The 25,146-nt window shown below is 58.1% G+C and carries 25 protein-coding genes; 9 read left to right on the forward strand and 16 right to left on the reverse strand.

Features of this window, described 5'->3' with window-relative positions:
- Nucleotides 1-132: 132 nt before the first annotated feature.
- Entirely contained in the window at nucleotides 133-1,119 is a 987-nt protein-coding gene (locus ROO76_09565) for a polysaccharide biosynthesis/export family protein (protein ID MDT8068397.1), read from the reverse strand.
- Between the two features lie 274 nt (nucleotides 1,120-1,393).
- On the opposite strand from ROO76_09565, the gene rfbC reads away from it, so the two are divergent.
- From rfbC to ROO76_09580, 3 genes are all read left to right on the forward strand, one after another.
- A complete protein-coding gene (gene rfbC, locus ROO76_09570) occupies nucleotides 1,394-1,978 on the forward strand; it encodes a dTDP-4-dehydrorhamnose 3,5-epimerase (protein ID MDT8068398.1) in 585 nt (194 codons plus the stop codon).
- Between the two features lie 80 nt (nucleotides 1,979-2,058).
- Nucleotides 2,059-3,009, forward strand: coding sequence for a UDP-glucuronic acid decarboxylase family protein (locus ROO76_09575; protein MDT8068399.1), 951 nt, complete (start codon nucleotides 2,059-2,061; stop codon nucleotides 3,007-3,009).
- A 159-nt stretch (nucleotides 3,010-3,168) separates the two neighbouring features.
- Nucleotides 3,169-4,662 (forward strand): MraY family glycosyltransferase, encoded by a 1,494-nt coding sequence (locus tag ROO76_09580; protein ID MDT8068400.1) that lies wholly within the window; start codon nucleotides 3,169-3,171, stop codon nucleotides 4,660-4,662.
- A gap of 73 nt (nucleotides 4,663-4,735) precedes the next feature.
- On the opposite strand, the gene ROO76_09585 is transcribed toward ROO76_09580, so the two are convergent.
- The 5 genes from ROO76_09585 to larC all read right to left on the reverse strand — a co-directional run bounded on the left by ROO76_09585 (nucleotide 4,736) and on the right by larC (nucleotide 10,736).
- Nucleotides 4,736-5,725 carry a polyprenyl synthetase family protein gene (locus ROO76_09585; protein MDT8068401.1) on the reverse strand — a complete coding sequence of 330 codons (990 nt, stop codon included), beginning with the start codon at nucleotides 5,723-5,725 and terminating at the stop codon, nucleotides 4,736-4,738.
- Between the two features lie 18 nt (nucleotides 5,726-5,743).
- Nucleotides 5,744-6,241: a YajQ family cyclic di-GMP-binding protein gene (locus ROO76_09590; GenBank protein MDT8068402.1), complete on the reverse strand. Its 498-nt coding sequence runs from the start codon at nucleotides 6,239-6,241 to the stop codon at nucleotides 5,744-5,746.
- Nucleotides 6,242-6,367: 126 nt separating this feature from the next.
- A complete protein-coding gene (locus ROO76_09595) occupies nucleotides 6,368-7,186 on the reverse strand; it encodes a TatD family hydrolase (GenBank protein ID MDT8068403.1) in 819 nt (272 codons plus the stop codon).
- 79 nt (nucleotides 7,187-7,265) lie between these two features.
- Entirely contained in the window at nucleotides 7,266-9,359 is a 2,094-nt protein-coding gene (gene metG / locus ROO76_09600; protein ID MDT8068404.1) for a methionine--tRNA ligase, read from the reverse strand.
- A 36-nt stretch (nucleotides 9,360-9,395) separates the two neighbouring features.
- The gene (gene larC, locus ROO76_09605) at nucleotides 9,396-10,736 is read right to left on the reverse strand and encodes a nickel pincer cofactor biosynthesis protein LarC (protein ID MDT8068405.1); all 1,341 of its coding nucleotides are present in this window, start codon (nucleotides 10,734-10,736) and stop codon (nucleotides 9,396-9,398) included.
- A gap of 149 nt (nucleotides 10,737-10,885) precedes the next feature.
- Here larC and argS point away from each other — a divergent pair, with 149 nt between their 5' ends.
- Entirely contained in the window at nucleotides 10,886-12,844 is a 1,959-nt protein-coding gene (gene argS, locus ROO76_09610; GenBank protein MDT8068406.1) for an arginine--tRNA ligase, read from the forward strand.
- A 369-nt stretch (nucleotides 12,845-13,213) separates the two neighbouring features.
- On the opposite strand, the gene ROO76_09615 is transcribed toward argS, so the two are convergent.
- A complete protein-coding gene (locus tag ROO76_09615; GenBank protein ID MDT8068407.1) occupies nucleotides 13,214-14,797 on the reverse strand; it encodes a leucyl aminopeptidase in 1,584 nt (527 codons plus the stop codon).
- 248 nt (nucleotides 14,798-15,045) lie between these two features.
- Complete coding sequence (tatA, locus tag ROO76_09620; protein MDT8068408.1) at nucleotides 15,046-15,210, reverse strand: twin-arginine translocase TatA/TatE family subunit; 165 nt, start codon at nucleotides 15,208-15,210, stop codon at nucleotides 15,046-15,048.
- A gap of 384 nt (nucleotides 15,211-15,594) precedes the next feature.
- On the opposite strand from tatA, the gene ROO76_09625 reads away from it, so the two are divergent.
- Complete coding sequence (locus tag ROO76_09625) at nucleotides 15,595-16,368, forward strand: PilZ domain-containing protein (GenBank protein MDT8068409.1); 774 nt, start codon at nucleotides 15,595-15,597, stop codon at nucleotides 16,366-16,368.
- Nucleotides 16,369-16,370: 2 nt separating this feature from the next.
- On the opposite strand, the gene ROO76_09630 is transcribed toward ROO76_09625, so the two are convergent.
- A complete protein-coding gene (locus tag ROO76_09630; protein MDT8068410.1) occupies nucleotides 16,371-17,045 on the reverse strand; it encodes a LuxR C-terminal-related transcriptional regulator in 675 nt (224 codons plus the stop codon).
- A 165-nt stretch (nucleotides 17,046-17,210) separates the two neighbouring features.
- On the opposite strand from ROO76_09630, the gene ROO76_09635 reads away from it, so the two are divergent.
- Entirely contained in the window at nucleotides 17,211-18,188 is a 978-nt protein-coding gene (locus ROO76_09635) for a glycosyltransferase family 2 protein (GenBank protein ID MDT8068411.1), read from the forward strand.
- A gap of 108 nt (nucleotides 18,189-18,296) precedes the next feature.
- Here the strand turns inward: ROO76_09635 and ROO76_09640 are convergent, their stop codons facing one another.
- The 6 genes from ROO76_09640 to ROO76_09665 form a co-directional block, all read right to left on the reverse strand.
- On the reverse strand, nucleotides 18,297-18,869 hold the full coding sequence (locus ROO76_09640; GenBank protein MDT8068412.1) for a BON domain-containing protein: 573 nt from the start codon (nucleotides 18,867-18,869) through the stop codon (nucleotides 18,297-18,299).
- Nucleotides 18,870-19,053: 184 nt separating this feature from the next.
- Complete coding sequence (gene purQ / locus ROO76_09645; protein MDT8068413.1) at nucleotides 19,054-19,749, reverse strand: phosphoribosylformylglycinamidine synthase subunit PurQ; 696 nt, start codon at nucleotides 19,747-19,749, stop codon at nucleotides 19,054-19,056.
- Nucleotides 19,750-19,825: 76 nt separating this feature from the next.
- Nucleotides 19,826-20,437, reverse strand: a complete 612-nt coding sequence (locus ROO76_09650) for a periplasmic heavy metal sensor (GenBank protein ID MDT8068414.1) — start codon at nucleotides 20,435-20,437, stop codon at nucleotides 19,826-19,828.
- 8 nt (nucleotides 20,438-20,445) lie between these two features.
- Nucleotides 20,446-20,847, reverse strand: coding sequence for a hypothetical protein (locus ROO76_09655; GenBank protein MDT8068415.1), 402 nt, complete (start codon nucleotides 20,845-20,847; stop codon nucleotides 20,446-20,448).
- An 11-nt stretch (nucleotides 20,848-20,858) separates the two neighbouring features.
- Nucleotides 20,859-21,029: a hypothetical protein gene (locus ROO76_09660; protein ID MDT8068416.1), complete on the reverse strand. Its 171-nt coding sequence runs from the start codon at nucleotides 21,027-21,029 to the stop codon at nucleotides 20,859-20,861.
- On the reverse strand, nucleotides 21,029-21,613 hold the full coding sequence (locus ROO76_09665; GenBank protein MDT8068417.1) for a sigma-70 family RNA polymerase sigma factor: 585 nt from the start codon (nucleotides 21,611-21,613) through the stop codon (nucleotides 21,029-21,031). The genes ROO76_09660 and ROO76_09665 overlap by 1 nt, the downstream gene beginning before the upstream one ends.
- A gap of 199 nt (nucleotides 21,614-21,812) precedes the next feature.
- On the opposite strand from ROO76_09665, the gene ROO76_09670 reads away from it, so the two are divergent.
- From ROO76_09670 to ROO76_09680, 3 genes are all read left to right on the forward strand, one after another.
- The gene (locus ROO76_09670; protein MDT8068418.1) at nucleotides 21,813-22,322 is read left to right on the forward strand and encodes an AI-2E family transporter; all 510 of its coding nucleotides are present in this window, start codon (nucleotides 21,813-21,815) and stop codon (nucleotides 22,320-22,322) included.
- Nucleotides 22,323-22,438: 116 nt separating this feature from the next.
- Nucleotides 22,439-23,113 (forward strand): MOSC domain-containing protein, encoded by a 675-nt coding sequence (locus ROO76_09675; protein MDT8068419.1) that lies wholly within the window; start codon nucleotides 22,439-22,441, stop codon nucleotides 23,111-23,113.
- A 54-nt stretch (nucleotides 23,114-23,167) separates the two neighbouring features.
- Complete coding sequence (locus tag ROO76_09680; protein MDT8068420.1) at nucleotides 23,168-23,734, forward strand: class I SAM-dependent methyltransferase; 567 nt, start codon at nucleotides 23,168-23,170, stop codon at nucleotides 23,732-23,734.
- Between the two features lie 70 nt (nucleotides 23,735-23,804).
- Here the strand turns inward: ROO76_09680 and ROO76_09685 are convergent, their stop codons facing one another.
- Entirely contained in the window at nucleotides 23,805-24,872 is a 1,068-nt protein-coding gene (locus tag ROO76_09685) for a ScyD/ScyE family protein (GenBank protein MDT8068421.1), read from the reverse strand.
- Nucleotides 24,873-25,146: the final 274 nt, after the last annotated feature.

Here is a 25,146-nt window from a genome sequence, read left to right on the forward strand (position 1 = left end):
GGGGCTCGTGGCGCTGGGTGCCGTTTACCTGACTTTGAAGTGGGGACTCGCGAGGCTGAGCAAACGCGGGCGTGTGTAGTGCCGGCTGCAGAAGACTGCTGAAATTAAAATTGCTGTCCGGCAGGACACGTCTTATGGGCGCGACGCGTGAATCAATGTCACCCCCGTTGCCAACGAGATGGCAGTGTCGATAGTGCGCCGCGCAGCTGATTTGGCAGTGCTCGAGGGGACGAAGACGATGTCATCGGCCTGCAGCGGAATATCCTTCGCCTTGGCGCTCATGATTTTTGACAGCGCAACCGGAATCTCGACACGTCCTTTATCGGTTTTGCGGATAATGCGCGTCTTGTCAAGTTTGGCATCGTGACTTGTGCCGTGGGCCATGGCGATCACTTGCAGAACGGTTAATGGTTCTGCGCCGTCGAGCATGAATCCGCTCGGGTTTACGACCTCTCCTACGACGTACACGACGTCGGCCTTCGAAATGATCACGGTGTCGCCGGGGTTAACCAGGACGTTTTCCCTGGCCGATTTCGACGGATCCCTTGTGATTCGGACGACCTCAGAGGCCCTCGACGAATCCTTCGGCGCGATCGTGATCTTGTTGCCGGCGTTGGGAGTCAAACCGCCGGCTGCCGCGAGCACATCATAGAGCCGACGCGGGCCCGCCACCGGATAAATTCCGGGCCGCACAACTTCCCCCAGCAGGGAGATGCCATTCGCATATTCGGCTACAGAAACGGTTACGTGGGGATTGCGGAGAAATCCTCCGGAGACGAGGAGGTCTTCGAGCTTCTTCTGCGCCTGCTCGGTTGTGAGCCCGGCAAGCGGAACGTTGCCCAGCAGCGGCAGATAAACGTTCCCCGAACCGTCGATTCGGGTCCGCTGTGTCATCTCCTGCACGCCATAGACCGAGTAATCGATCAGGTCGCCTGGGGAGAGTGGACCCATGATCGGTCCGGGAATAGTGCCTGATGTGCCGGCGGTACCGGGCGTTTGTGTCGTGGCCGAGGACGTGGTGGAGGTTGCGTCAGCAGTCGCTGGTTCTTGTGCGAGCGCAAACACGCCGAGCACTATCGGCAGAAGGAGAAGACCGATCCGAAATTGCGCCAACTTCATTCTCCGCTCGGTGCAAACCAGCGTTAACTTTCCGATTACTGACGAGAGTCTAGCATAACCAAAACGAACGGAAACGCTGCTGAGTTGAAGTGGAATACGCACACTAACGGGCGAAGTTATTGAAGAGATAGAGGCATCAAGTCTCGGGACCTACGTTTGCCGCGAGCCGACTGCCTGTCAGGTGCGAATTCCCATTTTGGGAATACCGTTTACGTCCGATTTTTATGTCTCGCCTCCCCCGGTTCGGCCCGGATAACATTGGTGATCAGGACCAATGCAAATTGTCGAAGAATTTCCGTCGGGAGTGCTCCTGCTGCAACTGGAGGTCTTCCGCGATGACCGAGGCTATTTCTTCGAGAGTTACAACCAGGCAAAGTTCGACAGGCTTGTTCCGAATGTTCGTTTCGTGCAGGATAATCAATCCCGTTCGCGAGGCAATGTTCTGCGCGGTTTGCATTACCAGATCCGCCAACCCCAGGGAAAACTGGTTCGCGTGCTGCAGGGCGAAATCTTCGATGTCGCAGTCGATCTCCGACGCGTGTCCCCATCGTTCGGCAGCTGGAACGGGGTTCGGCTGGCGAGCGAACAGGCCCAGATGATCTGGATCCCCCCCGGATTCGCACACGGATTCCTCGCGTTGTCGGACTCCGCGGAGGTCCAGTACAAGGCAACTGACTACTACGCCGCTCCCCACGAGCGCACCATCCTGTGGAACGACCCGGATCTTGCGATCGGGTGGCCGATCGAGGGCAGCCCCGTGCTTTCTGCTAAAGATGAACGTGGCATCCGCCTTCGGGATGCCGAAGTCTACCACTGGTTAACCCCGCCCCCGACGACCATTTCCGCTGTTCTCCGGTGAGCACTGCCGCGCGCATTCCAAACACCCTTGCCCCCGATACCCGCATCAGAGTAGTTGGCTGACTATTTTCTGAGGTCTTCATGCGAGCACTGGTAACCGGTGGTGCTGGATTTTTAGGCTCCCATCTTTGCGATGCCCTCCTCGCGGATGGGGCCTCCGTCATTGCTGTCGACAACCTTCTGACCGGGCGCGTGTACAACCTTGAGCACCTCGCCAACGAACCGCGATTCACTCTCGAACAGCACGATATCTGCAAGCCCTTCGACTTTGGAAAAATTGATTACGTTTTTCACTTCGCCTCGCTGGCCAGTCCGGTCGATTACATGCGCCACGGGCTTGAGACGCTCGCTGTGGGGGCCGCCGGCACATTCAACTCGCTGGATCTCACGCGGAAATACAACGCCAGGTTTCTTCTCTCGTCGACTTCGGAGTGTTACGGCAATCCCACGGTGCATCCGCAGCCTGAAAGCTACTGGGGCAACGTCAATCCAATCGGCCCGCGGTCGGTGTACGACGAGTCGAAAAGATTCGCCGAGGCCGTAACCATGGCCTATCACCGTTATCACAAGGTGGATACGCGAATCGTCCGCATCTTCAACACCTACGGCCCGCGCCTGCAATTGAACGACGGCCGAGTGATTTCGAACTTCATGAAACAGGCGCTGCGCGGCGACGACCTGACTGTCTACGGCGACGGCAGGCAGACACGCAGCTTCTGCTACGTCTCCGACGAAATCGAAGGTATCCTGCGCCTGGCGCGCTCGTGCGAGCACCTGCCGGTCAACATCGGAAACCCGGGCGAGTTCACCATGCTGGAATGCGCCGAAGTCGTGCTGCGGGTAACAGGTTCGACGAGCAAAGTACGTTTCGAACCGCTGCCGGAGGACGATCCCGTCCAGAGACGTCCGGATATCTCGAAAGCGAAAGCTTTGCTGGGATGGAGTCCGACGATTGATCTCGAGACGGGACTGAAGCTGTCGCTTCCGTATTTTCGGGAGAGGCTGGAGAGAGAGAAATTTTCCGTCGTGTAGTCAAGTAAAATCCGTCGTCCATTCCCAAAATGGAACTGTTTCCCAATTTGGGAAACAAGGCCTTTCAGGTTGACTCCGATCATTGTGCCATCGCGCATGAGGTGAAAACATCGCACCTTGGGCCGCACTTGCGTTTCGGTGCGGAGGAGGAGCGAGTCGGTGTTTTGGGTTTTTGCCAGCGTGGCCAGTGCGGCGCTGGCCATCTCGCTGGCCCTGACGTGGGTTGTCAGGCGGTTGGCGCGATCTCGGGGTTGGATGGCGGGGCCGGAATCGGAACGGCACGTTCACCAAATCCCTCTTCCTCGGCTGGGTGGCGTGGCTATTTTCGTCAGCGTTGCTGTGACTGCGGGTATTCTCATCCGCTCCGGGTGGAGTTCGAAGTTCTACAACATCGCGCTCATTCCCGCCGCATGGATGTTTGGGGTCGGCCTGGTTGATGATTTGCGCGGCGTGCGCGCATCCTGGAAACTTCTGAGCCAGGTGATCGGCGCGGTAATTTTGTTCGCACTCGGTATCCGCATTCCCTTCGGTGCTGGCGATGCAGGTTTGATCTTATCCTTCTTCGCAACTCTCGTCTGGACTGTCACGGTCACGAACGCGATCAACCTGGTAGACGGCCTCGACGGCCTGGCATCGGGTTCCGCGACCTGTACCATTGTGGCAATGCTGGTGGCGGCGCTGCGGTTTGGAGAGCACGACACCGCGATCGTGGCCGCCGCGCTGGCTGGTGCGGTACTTGGGTTCCTTCGCTTCAATCTTCCGCCCGCCACAATCTTTCTCGGCGATTCCGGCAGTCTCACCCTCGGAATTCTCATCAGTGCGATTTCTATTCGCCTGCTGCAAGCTTCCTGGCTCGGCTGGATCGTCTGCCTGCTGGCCCTGGCCCATCCGCTGGCCGAGGTCTTCATTTCAAGCACTCGCCGCGTTTTGACGGCGAATCCTGTCTTTAGGCCTGATCGCCGCCACATGCATCATCGATTACTGGACCGGGATCTCTCTCACGGCCAGAGCGCCTCGGCGCTGGTGGCGATTGCATTTGCGTTCTCCTGCCTGGCGATGCTCGTCGTCATGGGGCCTTTGTGGTCGCCAGTCGCGGTTGTACTCGCACTCATCACGGGTGGACACGTGATTCGAGCATTTCGTTATGACGAATTCCCGCTCTTCGCACGAGTCATTTGCAAGATTCTCGAACATCGCTACACGGCCGAAGCGCACGTGGAGTTACGGGAAATAGCAGCTGCGCTTGAGAAGAATCCGCCGGAGTCGATGGGAGAACTGCGACGGGTAATTTCAGAACTGTTTACGGGTTTCGGCTTTGCGGAGGTCTCTCTCGCCGTCCCTGAACTCGACCATCTTGAGCGCGTCGTTATGCCGCGAAGAGGAGTGGCGTTGGAGTTCCCATTGACTACCCGGTTGGAGCGAATCGGTACGCTGCGAATGCAGTGGGAGCATTCCGGCGGTATCCCAATTGATTTTGGGTTATTGGCTGCCGAGTTCCTGCCGGTTCTGACGCGGAGCGTTCAGTGGCACGTAGAAGCGAATCGGGAAAACAGTCTTTCGGCTAACTTCGCTGTCCAGAGAGTCCAGCGTCCCCGGCTTGTACCCACACTGCAGAATATCGATACGGCCGAAGTGACCCTGCTGCAGGACTAATCTTCAGGTTCGAGATATGTAATTACGGCGCAGCCCCGCCGAGAATCTGCTTTCCTGGAAGGATTCGGGAGTCTTACTTCTCTCGCGCGACGACGAAGTCGGGAATCCACAGCAGCGCCCGCTTGAATTCGTTTTCGGGGAAGTCTCGCAGATCGTGTCGCGCCGCTTCGGCGTATCGCGCTGCCATGCAGTTGGCGAATTCCAGCGATCCATGCCGGTTCAAAATGGAGATGATGTCTGCGTGGCTGATCCCGTTCAGTGCGCGATCGTCGAGCACCTTCTGGACTTTGCGGCGCTCTTCCGGAGACCCGTGCTCGTAAGCATGAATCACCGCGAGCGTCGCCTTGCCTTCGCGAAGATCGCTGGCTACTGGCTTGCCCAACACTTCTTCCGAAGCGGTCAGGTCGAGAACGTCATCGACAATTTGGAAAGCCATGCCGACGTTGCGACCGTAACTGCCGAGGCGCGTGAGTTGTTCTTCCGTTGTCCCCCCAAGAATCCCGCCCAACTGCATGCAGGTTGAAAAAAGGCACGCGGTCTTCCGAAAGATCAGGTCGAGGTGTTCCTGCTGCGAGATTGCCTTGCCGAGCTTTTCGATCTGCAGCAACTCGCCCTCGACCATTTGTTGGGTAAGGTCGATGAGCACATCGAGGACGCGGAAATTGCGCTCCTGAACGGCGATTTTGAATGCCTGCATGTAGAGCCAGTCGCCGGCGAGCACGCACTTGGAGTTTCCCCATTGCGTGTTGGCGGCCGGGCGCCCGCGGCGCGTCTGGGCTTCGTCGATGATGTCGTCGTGAACCAGCGTTGCGGTGTGGATGATTTCAACTACGGCGCCAAGTTGGGTGGCGCGCCGCCCGGTATAACCGGTCAGCTTGGAAGAGAGGAGGAGCAGGACGGGACGGATTCGTTTACCGCCACCGCCACGGAGGTATTCGCCGATCTCGGTGATCGCGACGACGTTCGAGACGGTATCCCGCCCGAACTCGCGCTCGATCGCCTCAAGATCGTCGCGCAGCAGTTCGAATACTTCCTTCGCGTTGCTGAGGGCCTGCCCGTTCACTCCGGAACCTTTCCGCGCTCAATTCGAGCGATAGTTCGTGAACTGCATGTCGATGCCGAAATCCTTCTGTCGGAGTACGGCGATGATCTCCTGCAGCGTGTCGCGATCCTTGCCGCTCACGCGCACGGTGTCGCCCTGGATCGACGCCTGTACCTTCTTCTTCGTGTCTTTAACGACCTTGACGATCTCGCGCGCCTTTTCGGTCGGGATGCCTTGCTGCATGGCCACGCGCTGCCGAACTGTGCTTCCTGCCGCGGGTTCGATCTTGCCGTAGTCGAGCGCCTTGAGCGGAACACCGCGCTTGACGAGCTTCGTCTGCAGGACGTCGGTTACGGCCTTGAGTTTGTAATCGTCGGCGGAGGTGAGAATGATCGCGTCCTTGCCTTCGAGTTCGATGTTCGACTTCGAATCCTTCAGGTCGTAGCGCTGGTGAATCTCCTTGAGCGCCTGCTGAATGGCGTTGGAGACCTCCTGAAGGTCAACTTTGCTCACAATGTCAAAGGAGTTTTCGGCCATAAGGTCTGTAACCAATGTACCAGAGGGGCGGAAATCTTAGTAATCCCGGCACTCGGCTGAAACTTTCGAAATTTCAGAATGACTGATCTCACCCGCTGCATCTTTTCATCAAGAGCGCAGCGAGGGTTATGCTTTGCTTCCACCCGCCGGTAGTCCGAAGAACAGGCAAAAGTTCTCCGCCGTCTGCGCCCCCACTTCATCCCGTGCCATCCCGCGCAGCTCCCCAAGCGCCTTCGCCGTCTCCACCACGAACGCAGGCTCATTCCGCTTGCCCCGGTAGGGAATTGGCGCCAGGTAAGGACAATCGGTCTCAACAAAATAGCGATCCGGAAGAACCATTTTCGCAGCATCGCGAATGTTCTGCGCCTTGGGATAGGTCAGGTTTCCCGCGAACGAGAGATTGAAGCCCAGGTCAAGCGACGCCCGCGCATGCTCCAGTTCGCCAGTAAAGCAGTGCATTACGCCGCGCAACCCCGAAGATTGCCAGTGCTCGCGCAGCAGTCGAAGGCAATCGTCCCACGCGTCCTGCCCGTTCTGGGACGGACGGCAATGAATGATGATGGGCTTCTTCGCCGCACGGGCCATCTCCATCTGCTCGACGAAGACCTTCTGCTGGACCTCTCGCGGCGAGTGCTCGTACCAGTAATCGAGCCCAATCTCGCCCCACGCCAGCAGCTTCGGATGCCGGACCAAGCGCTCCATCTCGTCATAATCCGCCTGTGTCGCCAACCTCGCCTCGTGCGGATGAATCCCGGTCGTCGCGTAAATCCAATCGAACTCGTCGGCGAACTTCACCGCGCAATCGAGCGTGCCGGTTCCCGGCCCTTCGCCGTTGCCGATTGCGAGCAACGCCGATAGTCCGGCTGCACGCGCGCGCTCGAGCATCGCTGGGCGATCCTGCTCGAACTGCTTTCCTTCGATATGTGCGTGAGAATCGATATACATCGTGAGATCGGGTTATCGTGCCATCGTCGCCATGAACCTGAAGTAAATGGCACGACGGCGTGTTGGCACGGTGGCTCGACTATTTCAATTTCGCTCCGACCGGAACGTCTTCGAGGAATCCGGCGAGCACCGGTTGGCCCTCTTCACCGACGCTGGCCGCGAGCAACATGCCATTCGATTCGAGCCCGCGCAGCTTGCGCGGCTGGAGGTTGGCGACTATGACGATCTTGCGCCCGATCAATTTCTCGGGATCGTAAGCTTTCGCGATGCCGGCGACAATCTGGCGTTGCTCGTATCCGAGATCGATCTCAAGGCGGAGCAATTTATCGGCACCCTTCACCTTTTCGGCGAACTTCACCTGGGCGACGCGCAATTCGATCTTCGCGAAGTCGTCGATGGTGATCATTGGCTTGACGTCGGCAGGAGATGCCGGCATGGCTGGCGCGGGAGCAGGCGCTGTGGCCGGAGCCGCGGGAGCGTTCTGTGCCGATGCTCCAACCGCGGCCTGTGTCGCTGCCTGGCCGGCTTCGGCGCCGGTTCCGGCAGGCTGTTTCTTGTCGTCGGACGCCGCGACGGTCGCGGCGCTACGTTCCATTTCCATCTGTTGCATCCTTTCAATGGTGCTCTTGTCGGCGCGCGGGAAAACAGGCTCGACCTTTCCCAACCTGGTGCCGACGTGCAACTGTCCCCAGGCGATTTTGTCGAGCTTGGCCTTTTTAATATCGCCGAGGCCCAACTGCGCCCAGATCTTCGCCGTCGAGTCCGGAATGACCGGGTGCGCGAGCGCGGTTACAATCCGTAGCGCTTCGGCGGCGGTATACAAAATTGTTCCCAGCCGAGAGCGGCTCTCGTCGTCGCTTTTCTCCGCGACCGCCCATGGCTGCGTCTCGACAATGTATTTGTCGACGGCGCTCACCAGTCCCCACGCGGTCTCCAGGGCACGCGAGAACTGGAAGTCCTCCCACTGACGATGGAATTCCGCGATCGTCTCTCCCGCAAGCATCGCAATCGCTTCGTCCGCCTTCGTTCGCGAAGCCGCCGCTGACGGATACGGAACTTCGCTCTTGAAGTATCGCGTGATCATCGAGAGCGTGCGGCTGGCAAGATTGCCAAGTCCGTTCGCCAGATCGCTGTTGAAGCGCTGCACGAGGGCGTCGAACGAGAACGACCCGTCCGACCCGAAGACGATTTCGCGCATCAGGAAATACCGCAGCGCGTCGGCGCCGAGCGTGTCGAGAATGGTCTGGCTGCGCACGATGTTGCCTCGCGATTTCGACATCTTGCTTTCTTCAAAGAGCAGCCAGCCATGCGCAACAATCGACTTAGGTAGCGGTAGCCCTGCGGCCAGCAGAAATGCCGGCCAGTAAACGCAATGGAAGCGCACGATCTCCTTGCCGATCATGTGCACGTCGGCAGGCCAGTAGCGATCGAACAGGGAAGTGTCGTCAGAGCCGTAGCCCAGCGCCGTAATGTAATTGCAGAGCGCGTCGAGCCATACGTAAATGACGTGCCCGGGATCGTTGGGAACCGGAATGCCCCACTTGAATGTGGTGCGCGAGATGGAGAGATCGCGGAGGCCGCCGCGCACGAACGAGATCACTTCGTTGCGACGGGTCTCCGGACGAATGAAGTCCGGATGCTCGGTGTAGTACTGCAGCAGCGGCTCTTCCATGGCCGAGAGTTTGAAGAAATAATTTTCCTCCTGCACGGTTTCGGTCACGCGTCCGCAATCGGGGCAAACCGTGCCCGGGCCGCCTTCGACATAGAGTTCGTCGTAAACGCAGTACTGGCCGCTGTAAGAGCCCTTGTAAATGTATCCGCGCTCCTGCAGCACGGTGAACATTTTCTGGACGCCGCGCTTGTGTTCGGCGCTGGTGGTGCGAATGAACTTGTCGTAGGTGAGACCCATGCGGTCCCACAGCGACTTGAATTCGGCCGTCACTTCGTCGGTAAACTGCTGCGGCGATTTTCCGGCGGCATTGGCCGAGCGCTCGATCTTCTGCCCGTGCTCGTCGGTCCCGGTGAGGAAGAAGGTGTCATCGCCCAACAGGCGATGCCGCCGCGCCAGCGCATCGCAAACAATCGTTGTGTATGTGTGGCCGATGTGGGGTCGCGCGTTTACGTAGTAGATCGGGGTAGTGATGTAAAACTTGTTCCCGCTTTTTTCTGTCATGGTTGAATCCAAAAACTTCAGGCTACCGGTTACCAGCTACCGGGTGCCTGATTCGTTCATGCCGGCCGCTTCCTTCTGCTCCAGATAAGCCCGCATCGCATCCTGCATTACCAGTTTCAATGGGACGCGATGCTCTTCCGCGAGCCTCCGGCAATCTTCAAATTCGGGTGCGGCGTTCGTCTCCTCGCCGTGCAACTGCGCCAGTTTGATGCGCACCGTTCCCCAGCGCGTTTCCACCGGAACCCACTCGCGAGGCAACGTGATCCGTTGCTCGCGTCTCGTGCGAAGGCCAATGGTGGTTGTCTCCGCGAAGATCAGATCGGCGAGATGCTGGGCGTCTTCGTTGCGTGCAAGAACGGTCAACAGCATTCCCGGACGGTTCTTCTTCATCTGTACCGGCAGGCCGAATGCGTCGAGCGCACCGTTCTGTAGCAGCTTTTCTAATACATATCCGAAGACCTGCGGCGTCATGTCGTCGATTGTCGCTTCGAGAACTGTGACGGAGTGCTCGCTCTCAGAACTCTCCACCGATCGTGCGACCGCTTCGCCAATCGTCAGCCTCAGCACGTTAGGCTGTCCCGGCAGATCGCGTGCGCCCGCACCCAAGCCCGACGCCTGGATCTTCATGGCAGGGAAGTCGCCGAAGCTTTTCACCAGGGTTTGCACAATCGCCGCGCCCGTTGGGGTAACGAGTTCTTTCTGCACGCCCGACGAGTACACCGGAACGTCGCGCAACATCTCCACCACGGCGGGCGCAGGCACGGGCAGCGTGCCGTGCCCGCAGTGCACCACGCCGCCTCCGACGTTCAGAGCGGAGCATCGCCACTCGTCGACGCCGAGCGACTCCGCCCCTACCGCCGCGCAAACGATGTCGACGATCGCATCGACGGAACCGACTTCGTGAAAGTGAATGCTCGCGAGATCTTTGTCGTGGACTTTTGCTTCAGCCACGCCGAGGGTTTCAAACATCTTGACCGCAAGCGTCTTCGCGCTCTCCGCAATCGGTGCCGCCGAGATGATCTGCCTGATCTCTTTCAACGATCGGTGCTCATGGCGGTGCGGATGAGTCTGATCATGCGAGTGCGCGTGACCATGTGATTCGTTATCCGTGTGATGATGCACGTGCTCGTGCGAATGTCCGTGCTGTTTTTCCCAGAACTCTTCGCGCGGCAAATCCTTCTCGCCGTTCACGATGACATCGACCTTCGTTGCGGCGATCCCGTTGCGCAGGGTTCGCGTGATCTCCAATTCGGCTCCCACGTTCAGTGCTTGAACCGCCTGGCGCAGCAAACCCGGCGACACTCCGGCGTCCACCAACGCGCCGGCAAACATGTCGCCGCTGATCCCACTGAAACAATTAAGGTAAGCAATGCGCATGGGAGAACCTGGACTCACTGATCGAGACGCGCGCTACCGCCGAAACTTTCATCATAGGTGGTCGCGCCGTCAGGGTCAATCTGACGCATTTGTTATAATCGCTTGTTTTTACAGCCTCTTACGAAGATTCCCATAGAGAACAAGCCAGCGTGTATCGTCTTCTTCAGCGTCGCCTAATCAGCCATATCCGCGCCTTCCTCCGCGAAAAATACCAGGTCGAACTCGCAAATATCGTGGTCGAACAGCCACCCAAGGTCGAAATGGGTGAATACGCCCTGCCGTTTTCCTTCGAGTTGGCGAAAAAACTCCGAAAGGCTCCGCGAAAAATCGCCGACGAGATCGTCGCCTCCATCCCGGCGCTCGAAGGCTTCCAACCGTTCGAGGTCGCCGGTGCCGGATACATTAATGCCAAGGTGGACCGTGCCGCACTGGCCGCAGAACTTGTCACCGGCCGCGAGCATCCGGTTCCGTTCGAGCATCCCGGCAAAATCCTGGTCGAGCACACCTCGATCAATCCGAACAAGGCCGCGCACATCGGCCACCTGCGCAACTCCATTCTCGGCGACACATTCGTCCTTCTGCTGCGCGCCGCCGGGCGCGAGGTCGATGTCCAGAACTACATCGACAACACTGGCGTCCAGGTCGCCGACGTCGTCGTGGGATTCATTCACATCGAGAAGAAGTCGAAAGCGGAGATCGCCGCGCTCATTGCTTCCGATCCCAAATTTGATTTCTACTGTTGGGACCTCTACGCTCGCGTCTCGCAGTGGTACAAGCAGGAAGAAGCCAACGAACGCACTCGCGGCGAAGCCCTTCACGCCATCGAGAAGGGCGGCAACGAATACGCCGAGATCGCCGAACTGATCTCGACCGCCGTTCTGCGCCGCCATCTCGAGACGATGGACCGGCTCAAGATCGAGTACGACTTCCTGCCGCGCGAAAGCGAGATCCTTCACTTGCACTTCTGGGCGAAAGCGTTCGAGCAGCTCAAAGGCAAAGGCGTCCTGTACTTCGAGACTGAAGGGAAGAACAAGGGTTGCTGGGTGATGACACGCGCCGGCCGGGAGAAGTCAACCGAAGGTCCCGACGAAGAAGCCAAGGTCATCGTGCGCTCCAACGGCACCGTCGGCTATGTCGGCAAAGACATCGCGTATCACATGTGGAAGTTCGGCGTGCTTGGAATGGATTTTGGGTACAAGCGGTTCTTCGAATATCCGAACCACAAGCAGGCGTGGATTTCCGTCGACCCCGATCGCGGCGAGACCGATCATCCGCACTTCGGCGGCGTCGCCGAAATTTACAACGTGATCGACACCCGCCAGGCAGACCCGCAGGAGACGGTGAAAGAGGCCATTCGCCTGCTCGGGTACGAAGACCAGGCCGCGCACTACACGCACTTCTCCTACGAGATGGTCGCGCTTACGCCACGTTGCGCGATGGAACTTGGCTACGAGGTCAGTGCCGAAGATCAGGGCAAGTCTTACATCGAGGTCAGCGGACGCAAGGGGTTCGGCGTGAAGGCCGACGACCTGATGGACAAGCTGATCGAGAAGGCGCTTGCCGAGGTCGATTCGCGGCATCCTGAACTTGAAGAAGCTGAGCGCCGCAATATCGCCAAGCAGATTGCGATGGGCGCCCTGCGCTATTTCATGCTTAAGTTCACACGACCCACCGTCATCGCCTTCGATCTGAAGGACGCGCTTGCGTTTGAAGGCGAAACCGGTCCTTATGCGCAGTACGCAATTGTTCGCGCCAGCAACATCTTTCGGAAAGGAAACACTACGCCGGAAGAAGTTCTGTCGAAGGGCGCCGATTTCAAGCGCTTCTTTGAGGACGAGACTGGCACGGAGATCTGGCAGCTATGGTTGCTGGCGTCGCAGACGTCGTACGTCATCGACCAGTGCATCGCACAGGCCGAACCTGCCTATCTCGCGAAGCACGCGTTCCAGATGGCGCAGCAGTTCAACAATTTCTACCATCGGCACCACATCCTTCACGAGCCCGACGATGCCCGGAAGCACTTCCTCATGGCAACGGCAACGGTTGTTCGACGGGAACTCATTCGCGTGCTCGCCGTGATGGGAGTGGAAGCGCCACCAGTGATGTAGAAGCCGTCGCTGGTCAGAACTAGGACCCACATCTGCGAAAAGCTTGCAGATGTAGGGCACCGAGAGGGGCAGCGTTCCGGGAATATAAAAGCTAAAGGGCGAAGCGCATTGCGCCTCGCCCTTGCCCAGCTTCCTCCCCCGAGATAGCCGGGCAATCTGTTCCACAGCTCTCGAGAACAAATCGGACGCAGACTACCAGCGACTTTTCGCAATTACAGTGACAGACATCACCACGGGCTGCCAATTCATTTGCGTACTGATGAACGCTGAAAAATTACTGATAAACGATCATCCCCTCCAGATTTGCTCGACTAGAGCCCTGTACCTAGATCCGCCCGCTTCTGCGCCTCGTCGGTTCCGGCGATTGACTTAGTGCGACTTCCGCTCAGGCTCTCCTGTCGCGCTTGTGAGCCCCTGACCAAAGTTCATAGCGAACTCAACTAAGGTCCGCACCGGCAGGCCGCTCGGTCCCACGGCGATCCAAGGCTGCTTGTTCTCGATCCATGCCGTGCCGGCTATGTCGAGGTGAATCCATGGTGTGTCCTCGACAAATTCCTTCAGAAACATCGCTGCGGTGATCGCGCCGCCCCAGCGTCCGCCGGTGTTCTTCACGTCGGCGATTTCGGACTTGATGAGCTCGGTGTAGTCGGAATCGACGGGCAACCGCCACATCTTTTCGCCAGACTTCTTGAGCGCTCCCGCGAATTCCTGGTAATAGGTTTCGTCATTGCAGAAGACGCCAGCCGCAACCGAGCCCAGCGCGACCACAACTGCTCCGGTCAGTGTCGCGGCGTCGACGAGGTGCGTTGCGCCTAACTGCTTCGCGTAATGCAGGCCGTCGGCGAGCACCAGGCGGCCTTCGGCGTCGGTGTTGATGACCTCTATGGATTTACCATTCATCGCGATCTGCACGTCGCCGGGCTTCTGCGCCTTTCCGCTCGGCATGTTCTCGGTAGCGCAGACGATCCCGATCACCTTTACCTTTGGCTTCAGTAGCGCGATGGCCCGCATGGTGCCGATCATGGCGGCACCGCCAGCCATGTCGTACTTCATCTTCTCCATGTTTTCCGCGGGCTTGATGGAGATTCCGCCGGTATCGAAGGTGATGCCCTTACCGACCAGGCCGAGCACGCGATCAGAGGGTGCGCCAGCAGGATCGTATTTCATGATGATCAGGCGCGGCTCTTCGTCCGAGCCCTGGGCCACCGACCAGAAGGCGCCCATCTTCAACTCCTTGAGCTTGTCGGCGCCGTAAATTTCGCAGTTCAGGCAGACTTCATCGCACATCTTCTTTGCGCGGTCGGCGAGCATGGTCGGGGTCATGCGATTGCCGGGCTCGTTCACCAGGTCGCGTGTGAAGTTTTGGCATTCGGCGACGATCTGGCCGACTTCGACTGACCGCTGCTGCGCCTTCGAGTCCGCAGAAGATGGGACCAATACGGTCAGCGTTTCCATCTTCTGGTCCTTGCGGTCTTTTTTGTAGTAGTCGGGATCGAAGTCGGCGGCAACGGCACCTTCGGCGATAGCCTTTACTGCTTCATCCAGACCTGCGCGCTCGATCGTCAGGGCAGCGAAAGTATTTGGCTCAGCTTTGCCAGCCCAAGTCTCCGGCGCAACGAAAACGAATGACCGGATGTTCTTGCCCTTCAGGAAGCGCACTGCGGCTCCGGCCAGCTTGCGAACCTCGTAGGAGGAATAATTCTTCGTCTTGCCACCGCCGACGAAAAGCACGCGCTGGGCCTTCAGTCCTTGTGGCTTGTGCAGCAGCACGGTTTCGAACAGCTTTCCGGTGACTTCCTTCGACGCGATCAACTCGTCGGCCGCTTTGCGCACGGCAGCGTCAGACGATTGGATTTCGGCAACAGGGTCTTTGTCGCCTTTGTCGAGCACGGGAAGAACAAGGCAATCGGTTTCAATCGCAGAAGGCGCAGTACTGGAGAGAACAATCTTCATTGCTCAGAACCTTTCATGACATATAGACCAACCCATCAGTATAAATCGTGCGGTTCGGGGGAGTGGCTGGAGGAAGATGCCGTGAGGAATGTGCAGCGGAAGGGAAGCGACCTGTCTAGAACATGTCTCGCTGTTCGCGGCGCGGTTGGCGTCCGACGCATGCGGGATCGTTTCTTCGATCCGATTCAGCGACTCCGGGCCAACCGTGACATGAAGACAGGAAGCTTGAAATCCGGAACAGGGTGGAATTATTTCTGGTCGGGTTTCGTGTCGCTGTTCATTCCTTCGCGGAAGGAGCGGATGCCTTCACCGAGCCCCTTGCCCAGTTCGGGCAGTTTCTTGGGGCCAAAGATGAACAGCGCGATGATCATGATGACCAGCAGGTGCATCGGTTGGAACAGACCTTCGAACATGTGTTTCTCCGAAACGTAGAACTGGGGCCGGAAACCAGGTGCGGCTCATCTTCGTAAATAACACGCCTGGGCGTCTTTCGATGTGATGAGCTGCAGCTTCGCTTCGATGCGGCGCTTAAGTGGCGTCCGCGGGAATTTTTGAACATTCAGTTGAGCGGTTGGTCTTTGAGACTCAGTTACTTCCGCGGTTACCCCAGTACTCTTGTGACATCTCCAAAACAGGCCAAAATGTCTCTAATGGCTGCGGGCAAACCAATTCCGTCCCTGGTGGGCGATTCGCTCGTCTCTACGCCTGTGGGGCAGAGGTCGACAAATCATACAAAGGAAAACGACATATCGGCGAAACAGTCTAGCCCGCCGAATGGTTTGTTGTACCGCGTGGGAATGGCCTATCCACTGCAGATTGTTGGGTACGACGAGAGCGGCCGACGTTTCTCCGAATCGACATTTACGCAGTTCATCATGCGCGACGGAATCACCCTCGTGACCACACGACGGTTGGTGCCGGGCAATGTGCTGGAGATCAGGCGATCGAACGAGAAGCTGTGTTCGGGGCAGGTGGTTGGGCAGACAGGAATAGCAAAGTCTGGGAACGTCTACGCGGTAAGAGTGCCGGGAAATCCGGTAATGCTGTGGGGAATCAATTTCCCAGAATTACCCGAAGACGCCCGGCTGGCTCTGACCTGCGTGTTGGTTTGCAAGGGCTGCAAGACGCAAAGTGTAGTGCCGCTGACGGGGGTTGAGTACGAGATGCTTACGACCAGTGAGCGCGTTCACCGGCGTTGCGATGGTTGTGGCGAAGTTTCGGTCTGGAAGCGCGTGCCAAACCCGTCCAATGGGGAGTCGAAGGATGCGGCGGGACAGAAGACAGAAGGGAAGAATCGGCGGCGTTATTCGCGAGTCTCGGTGAAGCTCTGGGGATACATTGTGGAGGGTGGCAACGAAGACTCAGTCCCGATTGTAGATATGTCGCGCGATGGCATCCGTTTCCGCAGTTCGCAAAAATATGAACCGGAGCAGGTGGTTCAGGTTGCTGTAGCGTACATGGCAGGTACAGCCAATATCTTCGTTCCCGGGCGGGTCGTGTGGCGTTCAGGTGAGGGGAGCGCGCAGTACGAATATGGGCTGCGTTTCATGAGTCGCTCGCCAATTATGTAAGCCTATGCGCTTCGAGACAGGCCTTGCGGCGACGATGCCTGGTGCGCCAATAGCACAAGATCCCAGCGACGCCTCACGTTGAATTTCTTCATCAACTGGGAGATTTCCGACTTCAGTTCTGGCTCCGAAATTCCGAGTGTCTGCGCGATGTCGGCGTCGGACTCAGTAGACATAAGGCAATTGAGCAGCTTCGCCTGCGATTCGGTGAGTTCGGCCGAACCCAGCGCGTAGAGCATGCGGCGCGTTGATGACAACACGCTTCCGACGAATTTCGACAGCAATTGCCGGGGGACCCAGAAGCCATTCTGATGAACGGCACTGAGGGCGCGCGCGAGGTCGGCGCGGACTTCGCCGCGGCGCAGCATACCTTTAACGCCCATGGTCAGCAGCGGAAAAGCTGTGGTTTCGTCGAAGGTGTCGCCGATCATCAGCACGCGGGCGTGCGGATCGCGCGAAAGGATGCGAACAACGATGGCTTGGGTCGCTTCCGCCGACGGTCGTACCTCTATAGCGTAAATATCCGCCAAAGGCAGATCGCCAGATTCGGCGCCAGCGTCCATGCGCTTGACCCGCAGACTGTAATTAGCCAGGTAGAGCACGCCCTGGCATTCCGAAATCGTGATCGGGTCGGAAGAAAGCAGGCAAACAGTGGGAGACGACGCAGCTTGCGCGTGCATAGTAGGCGAGACGTTACTCCAGATTTGGGGCCGGTGCAATTGATAGATGAGGGACCCACATCTAATTGCGACAGAGAGGACCAGGGATGCTGGGAGTGCCCCCGTCACTAATTGGTCATCCTGTGGACGTCCGAGACGGATGGGCAGAACGGTATAATGTCCAGCGTGACCAAGTTTTCAATCGTAGTGCCCTTCCATAATGAGCAGGAGAGCGTAACCGAGCTTTACGACCGCCTCAAAGCCGTCATGGAAGCGAACGGTGACTCGTTCGAACTGGTGTTTGTCGACGACGGCAGCAGCGACCAGACGTATCCGCTGCTGCAGCAGATCGCCGGTGTCGATAGTCGCGTTGTGGTAGTGAAGTTGCGGCGTAATTTCGGACAGACCTCGGCGCTGGCGGCAGGTTTTGACCACGCTAAAGGCGAGTTCGTCATTGCCATGGACGGCGACCTGCAGCACGATCCAGCCGATATACCGCTCTTCCTGGAGAAGATTGACGAAGGGTATGACATCGTCAGCGGATGGCGTAAAGATCGCGTCGACAATTTCATCCTGCGGCGCTTCCCATCACGCGTGGCCAACTGGCTGATGGCCAAGCTGAGCGGCGTAGATATCCACGACTTCGGAACGACCTACAAAGCATATCGCCGCGACCTGCTGGAGCAGGTGCCGCTCTACGGCGAGATGCATCGGTTCATCCCGGCGCTGGCGTCGGGCTACGGCGCGAGCATCTGCGAAGTGCCCATCAAGAACGTGAATCGCGACCGCGGTGCCAGCCATTACGGGATTTCGCGGACGTTCCGCGTGTTCTTCGACCTGATCACGATCCGATTCCTGCTGCGGTACCTGACACGCCCGCTGCACTTCTTTGGAAGCGTGGGAATGCTCGGCATCCTGACGGGCTCGGCAATTGCGGCATGGATGGTCGTCCTGAAGCTGTTTACACACATCCATCTGATCGATGAGCATGGGCCGCTCGTGATCTCGGCCGCAGTGCTGATTGTTGCGGGCGTGCAGTTGCTCGCGTTGGGACTGTTGGGCGAACTCCAGGTACGGCATTTCCACGAGCCGGTCTCCGGAGTTCCTTATCGAGTTGACAAGATCCTGCGCACCGAGCAGGAGAGCGAGATTCACGAAGACTGATCCGAAGATCGGGAGAGCGACACGGAAGAACAAGGGCCGACAACAAATAACCCCACCTGGATATAAAGGTGGGGTTCAGTTTTTCGAGTCTTCCGACCGCTTTGCTCTTTACTCGCTGGCCGTCTGAGCGTTGCTCTTCTTGTTGTGCTTTGCCGACTTTACGTCGAGCTCGTTTACAACCTGCGTGACGTTCGGGATCTTCGCCGCGGCCTTCTCGATTTCGGTTCGCTGGGCCATCGTGTCGACGTCACCCTTCAGCGTTAGCACGCCGTTCTTCACGTCGGCGTTGATGTGCTGGTTGCCCCAGTTATTCTTGGCTTCCAGGGCTTTCCAGTTACTCTTAATCCCGTCGTCGAGGTTCGAGTCGACTTTGCCGGCCTGGTTTTCCGCGTTGTCAGGGCGGACGCCGATTTCGTTGGAAACAACATAGGCCGGAGCTGCCGACTGGGCGATCCGCTCGGCCTGGTTCTTCTGGTCGTCGCTCTGCACGTCGCCCTGCAGGGTCACGACTTTCTTGTCATTGTCCACGTCCACCTTGACGTCGTTCAGGCCTGCTTGCTGCAGTTGGTTCTTGACCTGATCCTTGTCAACGCCGGCGTTCTTGTTGTTACTGCTGCAAGCAACGCTCAGGCCCACAATCATCAGAACGGCTACTCCGAGCGGCAGAAACTTGGTTTTCATAATGGATTCTCCGTGATACAGGCTTCTTCGGTAAGGGATCGAACATCGAGCAGTGAGATGAGAGCGGCAGGGGAGGGGTGGGCCGAAGAAACGGCAAAACAATAAAGGGAAGGCGGAAAACGGATAAGCTGGAGAGAGTGTCTGCAGGGCAGAGTTGTGCCGCTTTTACATTAGCGGTTTGCCGTCACTTGGCGACACCCGCTTTTACCACTGATTCCAGGATCTTCACGCCATCAGTCATGCCCATTACTGGTTCAGAAGCTCGTTCCGGGTGGGGCATCATCCCGAGCACGTTGCGGCCTTCGTTGCAGATGCCGGCTATGTTGTCGAGTGAGCCGTTCGGGTTAGCTGCGTCGGTGATCTGGCCGTCAGGAGCGGAGTAGCGGAAGACGATGCGGTTCTGTTTTCTAAGCTGATCGAGTGTAGACTCGTCGCAGAAATAGTTACCTTCCATGTGGCCAATGGGAACGGTGAGGACCTCGCCTTTTTCGCAGAGGTGAGTGTAAGGCGTGTCGGTGGTTTCGCAGCGAATTTGTACGGGCTTGCAGATGTATTTCAGCCCGCGATTGCGCAGCAGGGCTCCGGGAAGCAGGCCAGATTCGGTGAGGATTTGAAAACCGTTGCAGATTCCCATAACAAGGCCGCCGCCGGCGGCAAACTTCCGGACGCTTTCCATGACGGGCGAAAACTTCGCGATCGCGCCGGTGCGCAGGTAGTCGCCATAGGCGAAGCCGCCGGGAACGATGACAACGTCGACGTTCTCTAGATCGTGCGACTCGTGCCAGAGCATGGTTGCCGGCTGGCCAAAAACCTCGGAAAAGGCCCAGTAGGCATCGTGATCACAGTTCGAGCCGGGAAAAATAATCACGCCAAATTTCATTGGGAATCCTCGAGTTCAGTTTAGCACGCAAAAAGTGCCCGCCATTGCTGGCGGGCTGTGGGAGGCAGTGCAGAAGCTAGTCTTCTTGTGGTGAAGGTGGTGCCGCAGGTGGCGCTCCCGGTGCTGCTGGCGGCGGAGCTGGCTGGTCGCCTGTTGCTGGACGACCGCTGCGACGATGCCCCATTTCACCGCGCTTCTCTCTGGCTGTCCGGAAACGCTCCGCCCGCATGCTGCGCAACTCTTTCCACTGGTCGGCGGTGAGAACCTTGCGCATCGAGACATACATCATGGCATTGGTCTTCTCGAGCTTCATCCGGGCGGCCAACAATGCGTCTAGCTGTGAGCTGATCTGGGTCTCGTTCAACTGGTCGGCATCCATCAGCGGCTGTAGCTTCAACTCCTCCCGCTGAACGTCTGCGCGGAGATCAACCAGCTTCAACCGATAATCGAGGAATGTTTTCTCAAGTTGTTGTTTTTGTTGGTCGGTTAGCTTGAGCTTTTCGGCTACTGCGGAGTTCTTCCACCAGCTTCCGCCAAAGCCGCGGAGTGGCGGCATGGGACCCATACCGTCTGGGCCGGGACCCATATGGCGAGCCATGGGGCCGGGCATCGGTCCGGGGCCGGGATCCTGGGCCAGTGCCATCGTGGTTAAGGTCAGCACTGCAATGAGCAGCAACGTTTTCTTCATCGTGGTTCCTACCTTGTCTGTTTACTGGATTGAGCCTGAAGGCTCCTATCCATGTCTTGTGAAATCAGTTCCATTGGTGCGAGCGCGTCGGGCGTCGGATCGGCGAGCGTTTCGTCGATATCGGCTAGCAACTGTTGATCGGAAATGTTGTGCGTCCGGGCGGTCTGCGGCACGGGGGTCACGACCGGACTGCTTCCCGATGTGAGCATGGCGCCGGCGACGATGAGAAGCGCGGCGGTTGAGGCCAGCGCGAGTCGAAGCGATGAGAACCGATGTCTGGCGGCAACCTTGGCGCGTACATTCGCGCGTTGCGCAGCCCAGAAAACGGTGGGGCGTTCCGCCTCGGCGCGGCAGGCCTCCCGGAACTCCTTTGCCCAGCCTTCGTCTTGTCTGTCCAACTCGAAATCCATAACAATTTCCTTCAGGGCAGCAGGAAACCGCCACCTGTACAGCAATAGATCAGCCCTTCCAACCTGGTCATCACCAGGAACAGCAGGATCGCCATTCCGATGCTGATCCAATTGAAGTTCGCGGTACCGGAATCGTCGTGCAGCATGTCCGTACTGATCTCCTTCACGTTCAGCGCCCGCATCACTTTGTTCCCCGGACGCGCATGCGGACTGCGGTTACGGCGCGCGACAAATGCACTTTGACGGTTCCGAGCTTGATATCCAGCACCTGCGCAATTTCTTCGAGGCTCATTTCCTCGGAGAAGCGCAGTACGAAAACTTCGCGCTGCTGGGGAGCTAGTTCGGCGACGGCGCTCCAGACGGCATCCAATTCTTCTTTCGCGAGGAACTGACGGTCCGGCGTCGAGCGGGAATCGCGAACTGTTTCCGCCGCGCTCTCCACGGACTCTTCTTCGGGCCGCTGGAAGAGCCGTCTCCAGAAAGCTTGGCGCCGGTTGCGCACGTGATCGCGAACCAGGTTAATGGCGATCCGGGTCAGCCATGTCGAGACGCTCGCGTCACCGCGGAAGCTCGCACGCTTTTCGTAGGCGCGCACGAAGCAGTCCTGCGTGATGTTGGAAGCCAACTCGGAATCACGCACCAGGGCCATGACGACACGAAAGATCTTCTGCTGGTGCTCGCGCACCAGGTCGTCGAACTCTTCGTGCGCTAGACCTCTCGTGAGCGCCTGCGTCGCGATTCCGGCCGGATTCAACGTGCCGTCCAATCTGTCCTCTACCATCAATGGACGAATTGTAGGAGCCGGGGTTTACATGTAAGGGTTAAGTTTTGTAACCGGGCGAGAGAATGATTTCACCACGAAGACACGAAGGCACGAAGAAAAAGGGCTAATATCCGTTTCTTTCAGGCAGTCTGGTCCCGATGAAAGTTGTTCCGAACAGTGAATAGCGACATCTAAGTAAACCGTGAACGCCCGGTATCATTTTGACCTTACTTTCGGGGCACTGAAGCGCTGGTTCATTGCGCAGTGCTACGACTCGCTCGCGGTTGGTGTTATGTGGCTGATCGCGCTGACGATCTTGCATGTGCCCCTGGCGCCGCTCTGGGCGGTGCTCGCGGCTGCATTGCAGTTTATCCCGCATTTCGGGCCGATTCTAAGCCTGATTGGGCCGGCGATCTCGCTGGCGATTGCGAAGCCCAGTTGGGACTCGCTGCTTTACCTCGGCATCAGCTATGCCGCCATTGTTATCGTTGACGGACTGGTTCTGCAGCCGTATCTCATGAAGCGGCAGAACCGGGTGCCCATCTGGGCCTCCATCGTGTTTCCAATAGTGCTGGGTTTCGTCATTCCATTCTGGGGAGTCCTGCTCGCACCGCCATTGCTGGCGGTAATTTATGCGTATCGCGGACGGCATCAGGAACGCGTTGTGCGGTCGGACGAGGGGATTGTGTTGCCGCCCGAGCGACGAAGTTAGTCTTGAAGTAGAAAGACCAACGTCTCAGATGTGGGGCACCACAACGATGGGCCGCGTTTCGCGCGCCTAAGCCGGGGCTCCTCGCGCATGGTATCGAGACCGCAGGAGATCGAGGGATGGAAGTGATTTCGGTCAATGTGGGAGAGCCGCGCAGGATCGTCTGGCGGGACATGACCGTCCTGACGGCAATATTCAAGCAACCGGTGGACGGAAGGGTTATGGTTGCGAGACGCAATCTCGCCGGCGACAGGCAGGCGGATTTAAGGGTACACGGCGGCGTGAAGAAGGCGGTTTACGGTTATCCTGCTGAGCACTATGAGTACTGGCGCGGCGAGTTTCCGGAGGCGGACTTAACGTGGGGGAACTTTGGTGAGAACCTGACGACTTCGGGGCTGCTGGAAGACCAGGTCTGCATCGGAGACCACCTCAGGGTCGGCAGCGCGGTACTAATGGTGACGCAACCCCGAATGCCATGCTACAAGCTGGCAGTGCGCTTCAACCGCGATGACATGGTGAAGCGATTCTGGTTGAGCCGACGACCCGGTTATTACTTCGCGGTGGTGGAAGAGGGTGAGCTAGGAGCGGGATCGAGGATCGAGTTCGTGCACCGAGACAGCGAAAGGGTGAGTGTTCGCGATGTTGTCGATCTATTTCTTGGAAGAGAACGGTCCCCGGAATTACTGGGGCGAGCTTTGCGTCTCGAAGTGCTGCCCGAGACATGGAAGGACGAGCTGCGGGAGCGAGCCGACCGGGGCACGGCTACAGCAGAGTCCTCTTTGCACGGTGAATAGGTAAGTGGCTTATAAATCCGCGCCAGCAGAAATTAGTTAAAGTGGGAATTTAAGATGAATAGACTGCATCGCTGGTTGTGCCGCTCGGATGGTTGGCGAAGGACCGTCCTAGAGCGCGTGCCGTGGGTCCTGGGCAATTCCGATCTCGGCAACGACGTGCTCGAGGTTGGCCCGGGGCCGGGGTTGACAACCGAACTGATTCGATTGCGGACACAGCGCCTGACCGCGCTGGAGATTGATTCAAAGCTTGCAGAATCGCTGAGGGAGCGGCTCGGCAATACGAACGTCAGCATCATCACCGGCGACGGGACCGCCATGCCATTTCCCGATGAGAGATTTTCGGGTGCCGTTTCTTTCACTATGCTGCACCACGTGCCATCGGTCGAACTGCAGAACCGGCTTCTGCGAGAGGTTCGGAGGGTGCTGAAGCCGGGCGGAATTTTCGCCGGAAGTGACAGCCTGCAGAGTTTCATGATGCGGCTGATTCATATCGGAGACACGCTGGTACCGGTCCATCCGGAGACATTTGGTTCGAGACTGGAAGCTGCGGGTTTCGAAGTTTTGGCGATCGAGAAGAACTCGCAGGCTTTCCGGTTTCAAGCACGGCGTTCATTGCAGTGAGAAAAGCAAAAAGCCCCACCCTGGCAAATGAGGCCAGGATGGAGCACTCAGATCGAGACGTTCGCCCGCTTCAGTGCAGATCGATCTTGATGATCTGGCCCATGCCGATCGGCGGCGGTCCAAACCCCCATTCAGAAACATAGAGATTGCCGTCCGGGCCCATAGTCATTCCGGTGGGCAGGAAGAGGCCGCTGGCGATCTCGGTTACCGCTCCTGACGGATCGACGCGGAGGACTTTGCCGGTACCGGGAGTGGGCATTGGATTTCCCGTGGTGTTCTCGAGAACGTACATGCGATCCCGGTTATCGAAAACGAGACCGAGGACGGTAGTGAATCCCGTGGCGACAGTTTTGATCTGTCCCGATGGGGTGATCTTAATGATCTTGGAAGAGCCTTCTTCAATCGGGAACGTGTGGAGGTTCCCGACGTAGAAGTTGCCGTGATAGGCGACGGCGGTGGGGACGATGTGTCCCTGCGTTTTGGAAATGTCGGCGATGCGGCGGATCTGGCCGCTGGTGGTGATCATGTCGAGTTCGCCGTGGTTGGGTTCGACGGCGTAGAGCGCGCCGCGAACCGCGACCATGCTGTACCAGGTTCCGTCGGGTTCGAAATCGTCGGGCTCAGGATTCGCGACCGGATGGGCCATTTGGAAAGCGCTGAGGTTTGCAACGTCGGTCCAAGTGCCGTTCGAATTGATACGGACAATGCCGTTGTGCGTGCCAGCAAGGCCGTGTGAGCAACCTGCACCCGCGATGAGCGCGTAGAGCTTACCGTTGATGAACTTGACGTCGGCGACGCCTGTAACCAGGTTGCCGAAGGCGTCGCTGGTTGCATTGGAGGGGAGACCGTCGGCGACGGTCGTCACAGCCCCGGTGTCAACATTCACTTTGGAAATTCGAGCTGTAAATCCCCCGGTGTATGGGCCGGGACCGTCTGGCGGACCGGCGGCTTGTTCGCATTGTCCGACGGTGGAAAGATTCCCGCCGGCACCACCTTCAGCGACATACAGGTAACCGTCAGGACCAAAAGTAAGGCCGCGAGGATTGTTGAACCCGGTTGCGATGACCTGCTGTGCCATCAGCGGAAGGGAAGCGATGAGCAGCAAAAGGGTGGCGACGATCAAGCGAAGTAATCTCATTGTTGTCTCCCACAGGTAGGATGGAATTCGGAGGCGGCCGGGGGTGTTAGTGCCCGCCCTTGGTGCTAGTGGCAGACACGCTACGCCTCCCAAAAGGTGGCGGTCAAGCGACGAAGGATGTAGGGGACGTACATCTTTCTACTAGCGGGTGAGATTGGGAAGCGCGTCGGATGCCGGTTCCGGCGCTTTGGCCTGCATGCTATAATTCTGTTTTGCCTGCAATGGTTTAGCGGCGCAAACCTGCTCTTTTCTGAGCGAAATCCTAAGTTCGTCT

The organism is Terriglobia bacterium (assembly GCA_032252755.1).
Classification (GTDB): domain Bacteria; phylum Acidobacteriota; class Terriglobia; order Terriglobales; family Acidobacteriaceae; genus JAVUPY01.

Coding starts and splice junctions, on each gene's coding strand:
- ROO76_09565 (MDT8068397.1), bottom strand. CDS start 1,119: ATGAAGTTGGCGCAATTTCGGATCGGTCTTCTCCTTCTGCCGATAGTG.
- rfbC (MDT8068398.1), top strand. CDS start 1,394: ATGCAAATTGTCGAAGAATTTCCGTCGGGAGTGCTCCTGCTGCAACTG.
- ROO76_09575 (MDT8068399.1), top strand. CDS start 2,059: ATGCGAGCACTGGTAACCGGTGGTGCTGGATTTTTAGGCTCCCATCTT.
- ROO76_09590 (MDT8068402.1), bottom strand. CDS start 6,241: ATGGCCGAAAACTCCTTTGACATTGTGAGCAAAGTTGACCTTCAGGAG.
- ROO76_09595 (MDT8068403.1), bottom strand. CDS start 7,186: ATGTATATCGATTCTCACGCACATATCGAAGGAAAGCAGTTCGAGCAG.
- metG (MDT8068404.1), bottom strand. CDS start 9,359: ATGACAGAAAAAAGCGGGAACAAGTTTTACATCACTACCCCGATCTAC.
- larC (MDT8068405.1), bottom strand. CDS start 10,736: ATGCGCATTGCTTACCTTAATTGTTTCAGTGGGATCAGCGGCGACATG.
- ROO76_09615 (MDT8068407.1), bottom strand. CDS start 14,797: ATGAAGATTGTTCTCTCCAGTACTGCGCCTTCTGCGATTGAAACCGAT.
- tatA (MDT8068408.1), bottom strand. CDS start 15,210: ATGTTCGAAGGTCTGTTCCAACCGATGCACCTGCTGGTCATCATGATC.
- ROO76_09625 (MDT8068409.1), top strand. CDS start 15,595: ATGGCCTATCCACTGCAGATTGTTGGGTACGACGAGAGCGGCCGACGT.
- ROO76_09630 (MDT8068410.1), bottom strand. CDS start 17,045: ATGCACGCGCAAGCTGCGTCGTCTCCCACTGTTTGCCTGCTTTCTTCC.
- ROO76_09640 (MDT8068412.1), bottom strand. CDS start 18,869: ATGAAAACCAAGTTTCTGCCGCTCGGAGTAGCCGTTCTGATGATTGTG.
- purQ (MDT8068413.1), bottom strand. CDS start 19,749: ATGAAATTTGGCGTGATTATTTTTCCCGGCTCGAACTGTGATCACGAT.
- ROO76_09650 (MDT8068414.1), bottom strand. CDS start 20,437: ATGAAGAAAACGTTGCTGCTCATTGCAGTGCTGACCTTAACCACGATG.
- ROO76_09655 (MDT8068415.1), bottom strand. CDS start 20,847: ATGGATTTCGAGTTGGACAGACAAGACGAAGGCTGGGCAAAGGAGTTC.
- ROO76_09660 (MDT8068416.1), bottom strand. CDS start 21,029: ATGCGGGCGCTGAACGTGAAGGAGATCAGTACGGACATGCTGCACGAC.
- ROO76_09675 (MDT8068419.1), top strand. CDS start 22,439: ATGGAAGTGATTTCGGTCAATGTGGGAGAGCCGCGCAGGATCGTCTGG.
- ROO76_09680 (MDT8068420.1), top strand. CDS start 23,168: ATGAATAGACTGCATCGCTGGTTGTGCCGCTCGGATGGTTGGCGAAGG.
- ROO76_09685 (MDT8068421.1), bottom strand. CDS start 24,872: ATGAGATTACTTCGCTTGATCGTCGCCACCCTTTTGCTGCTCATCGCT.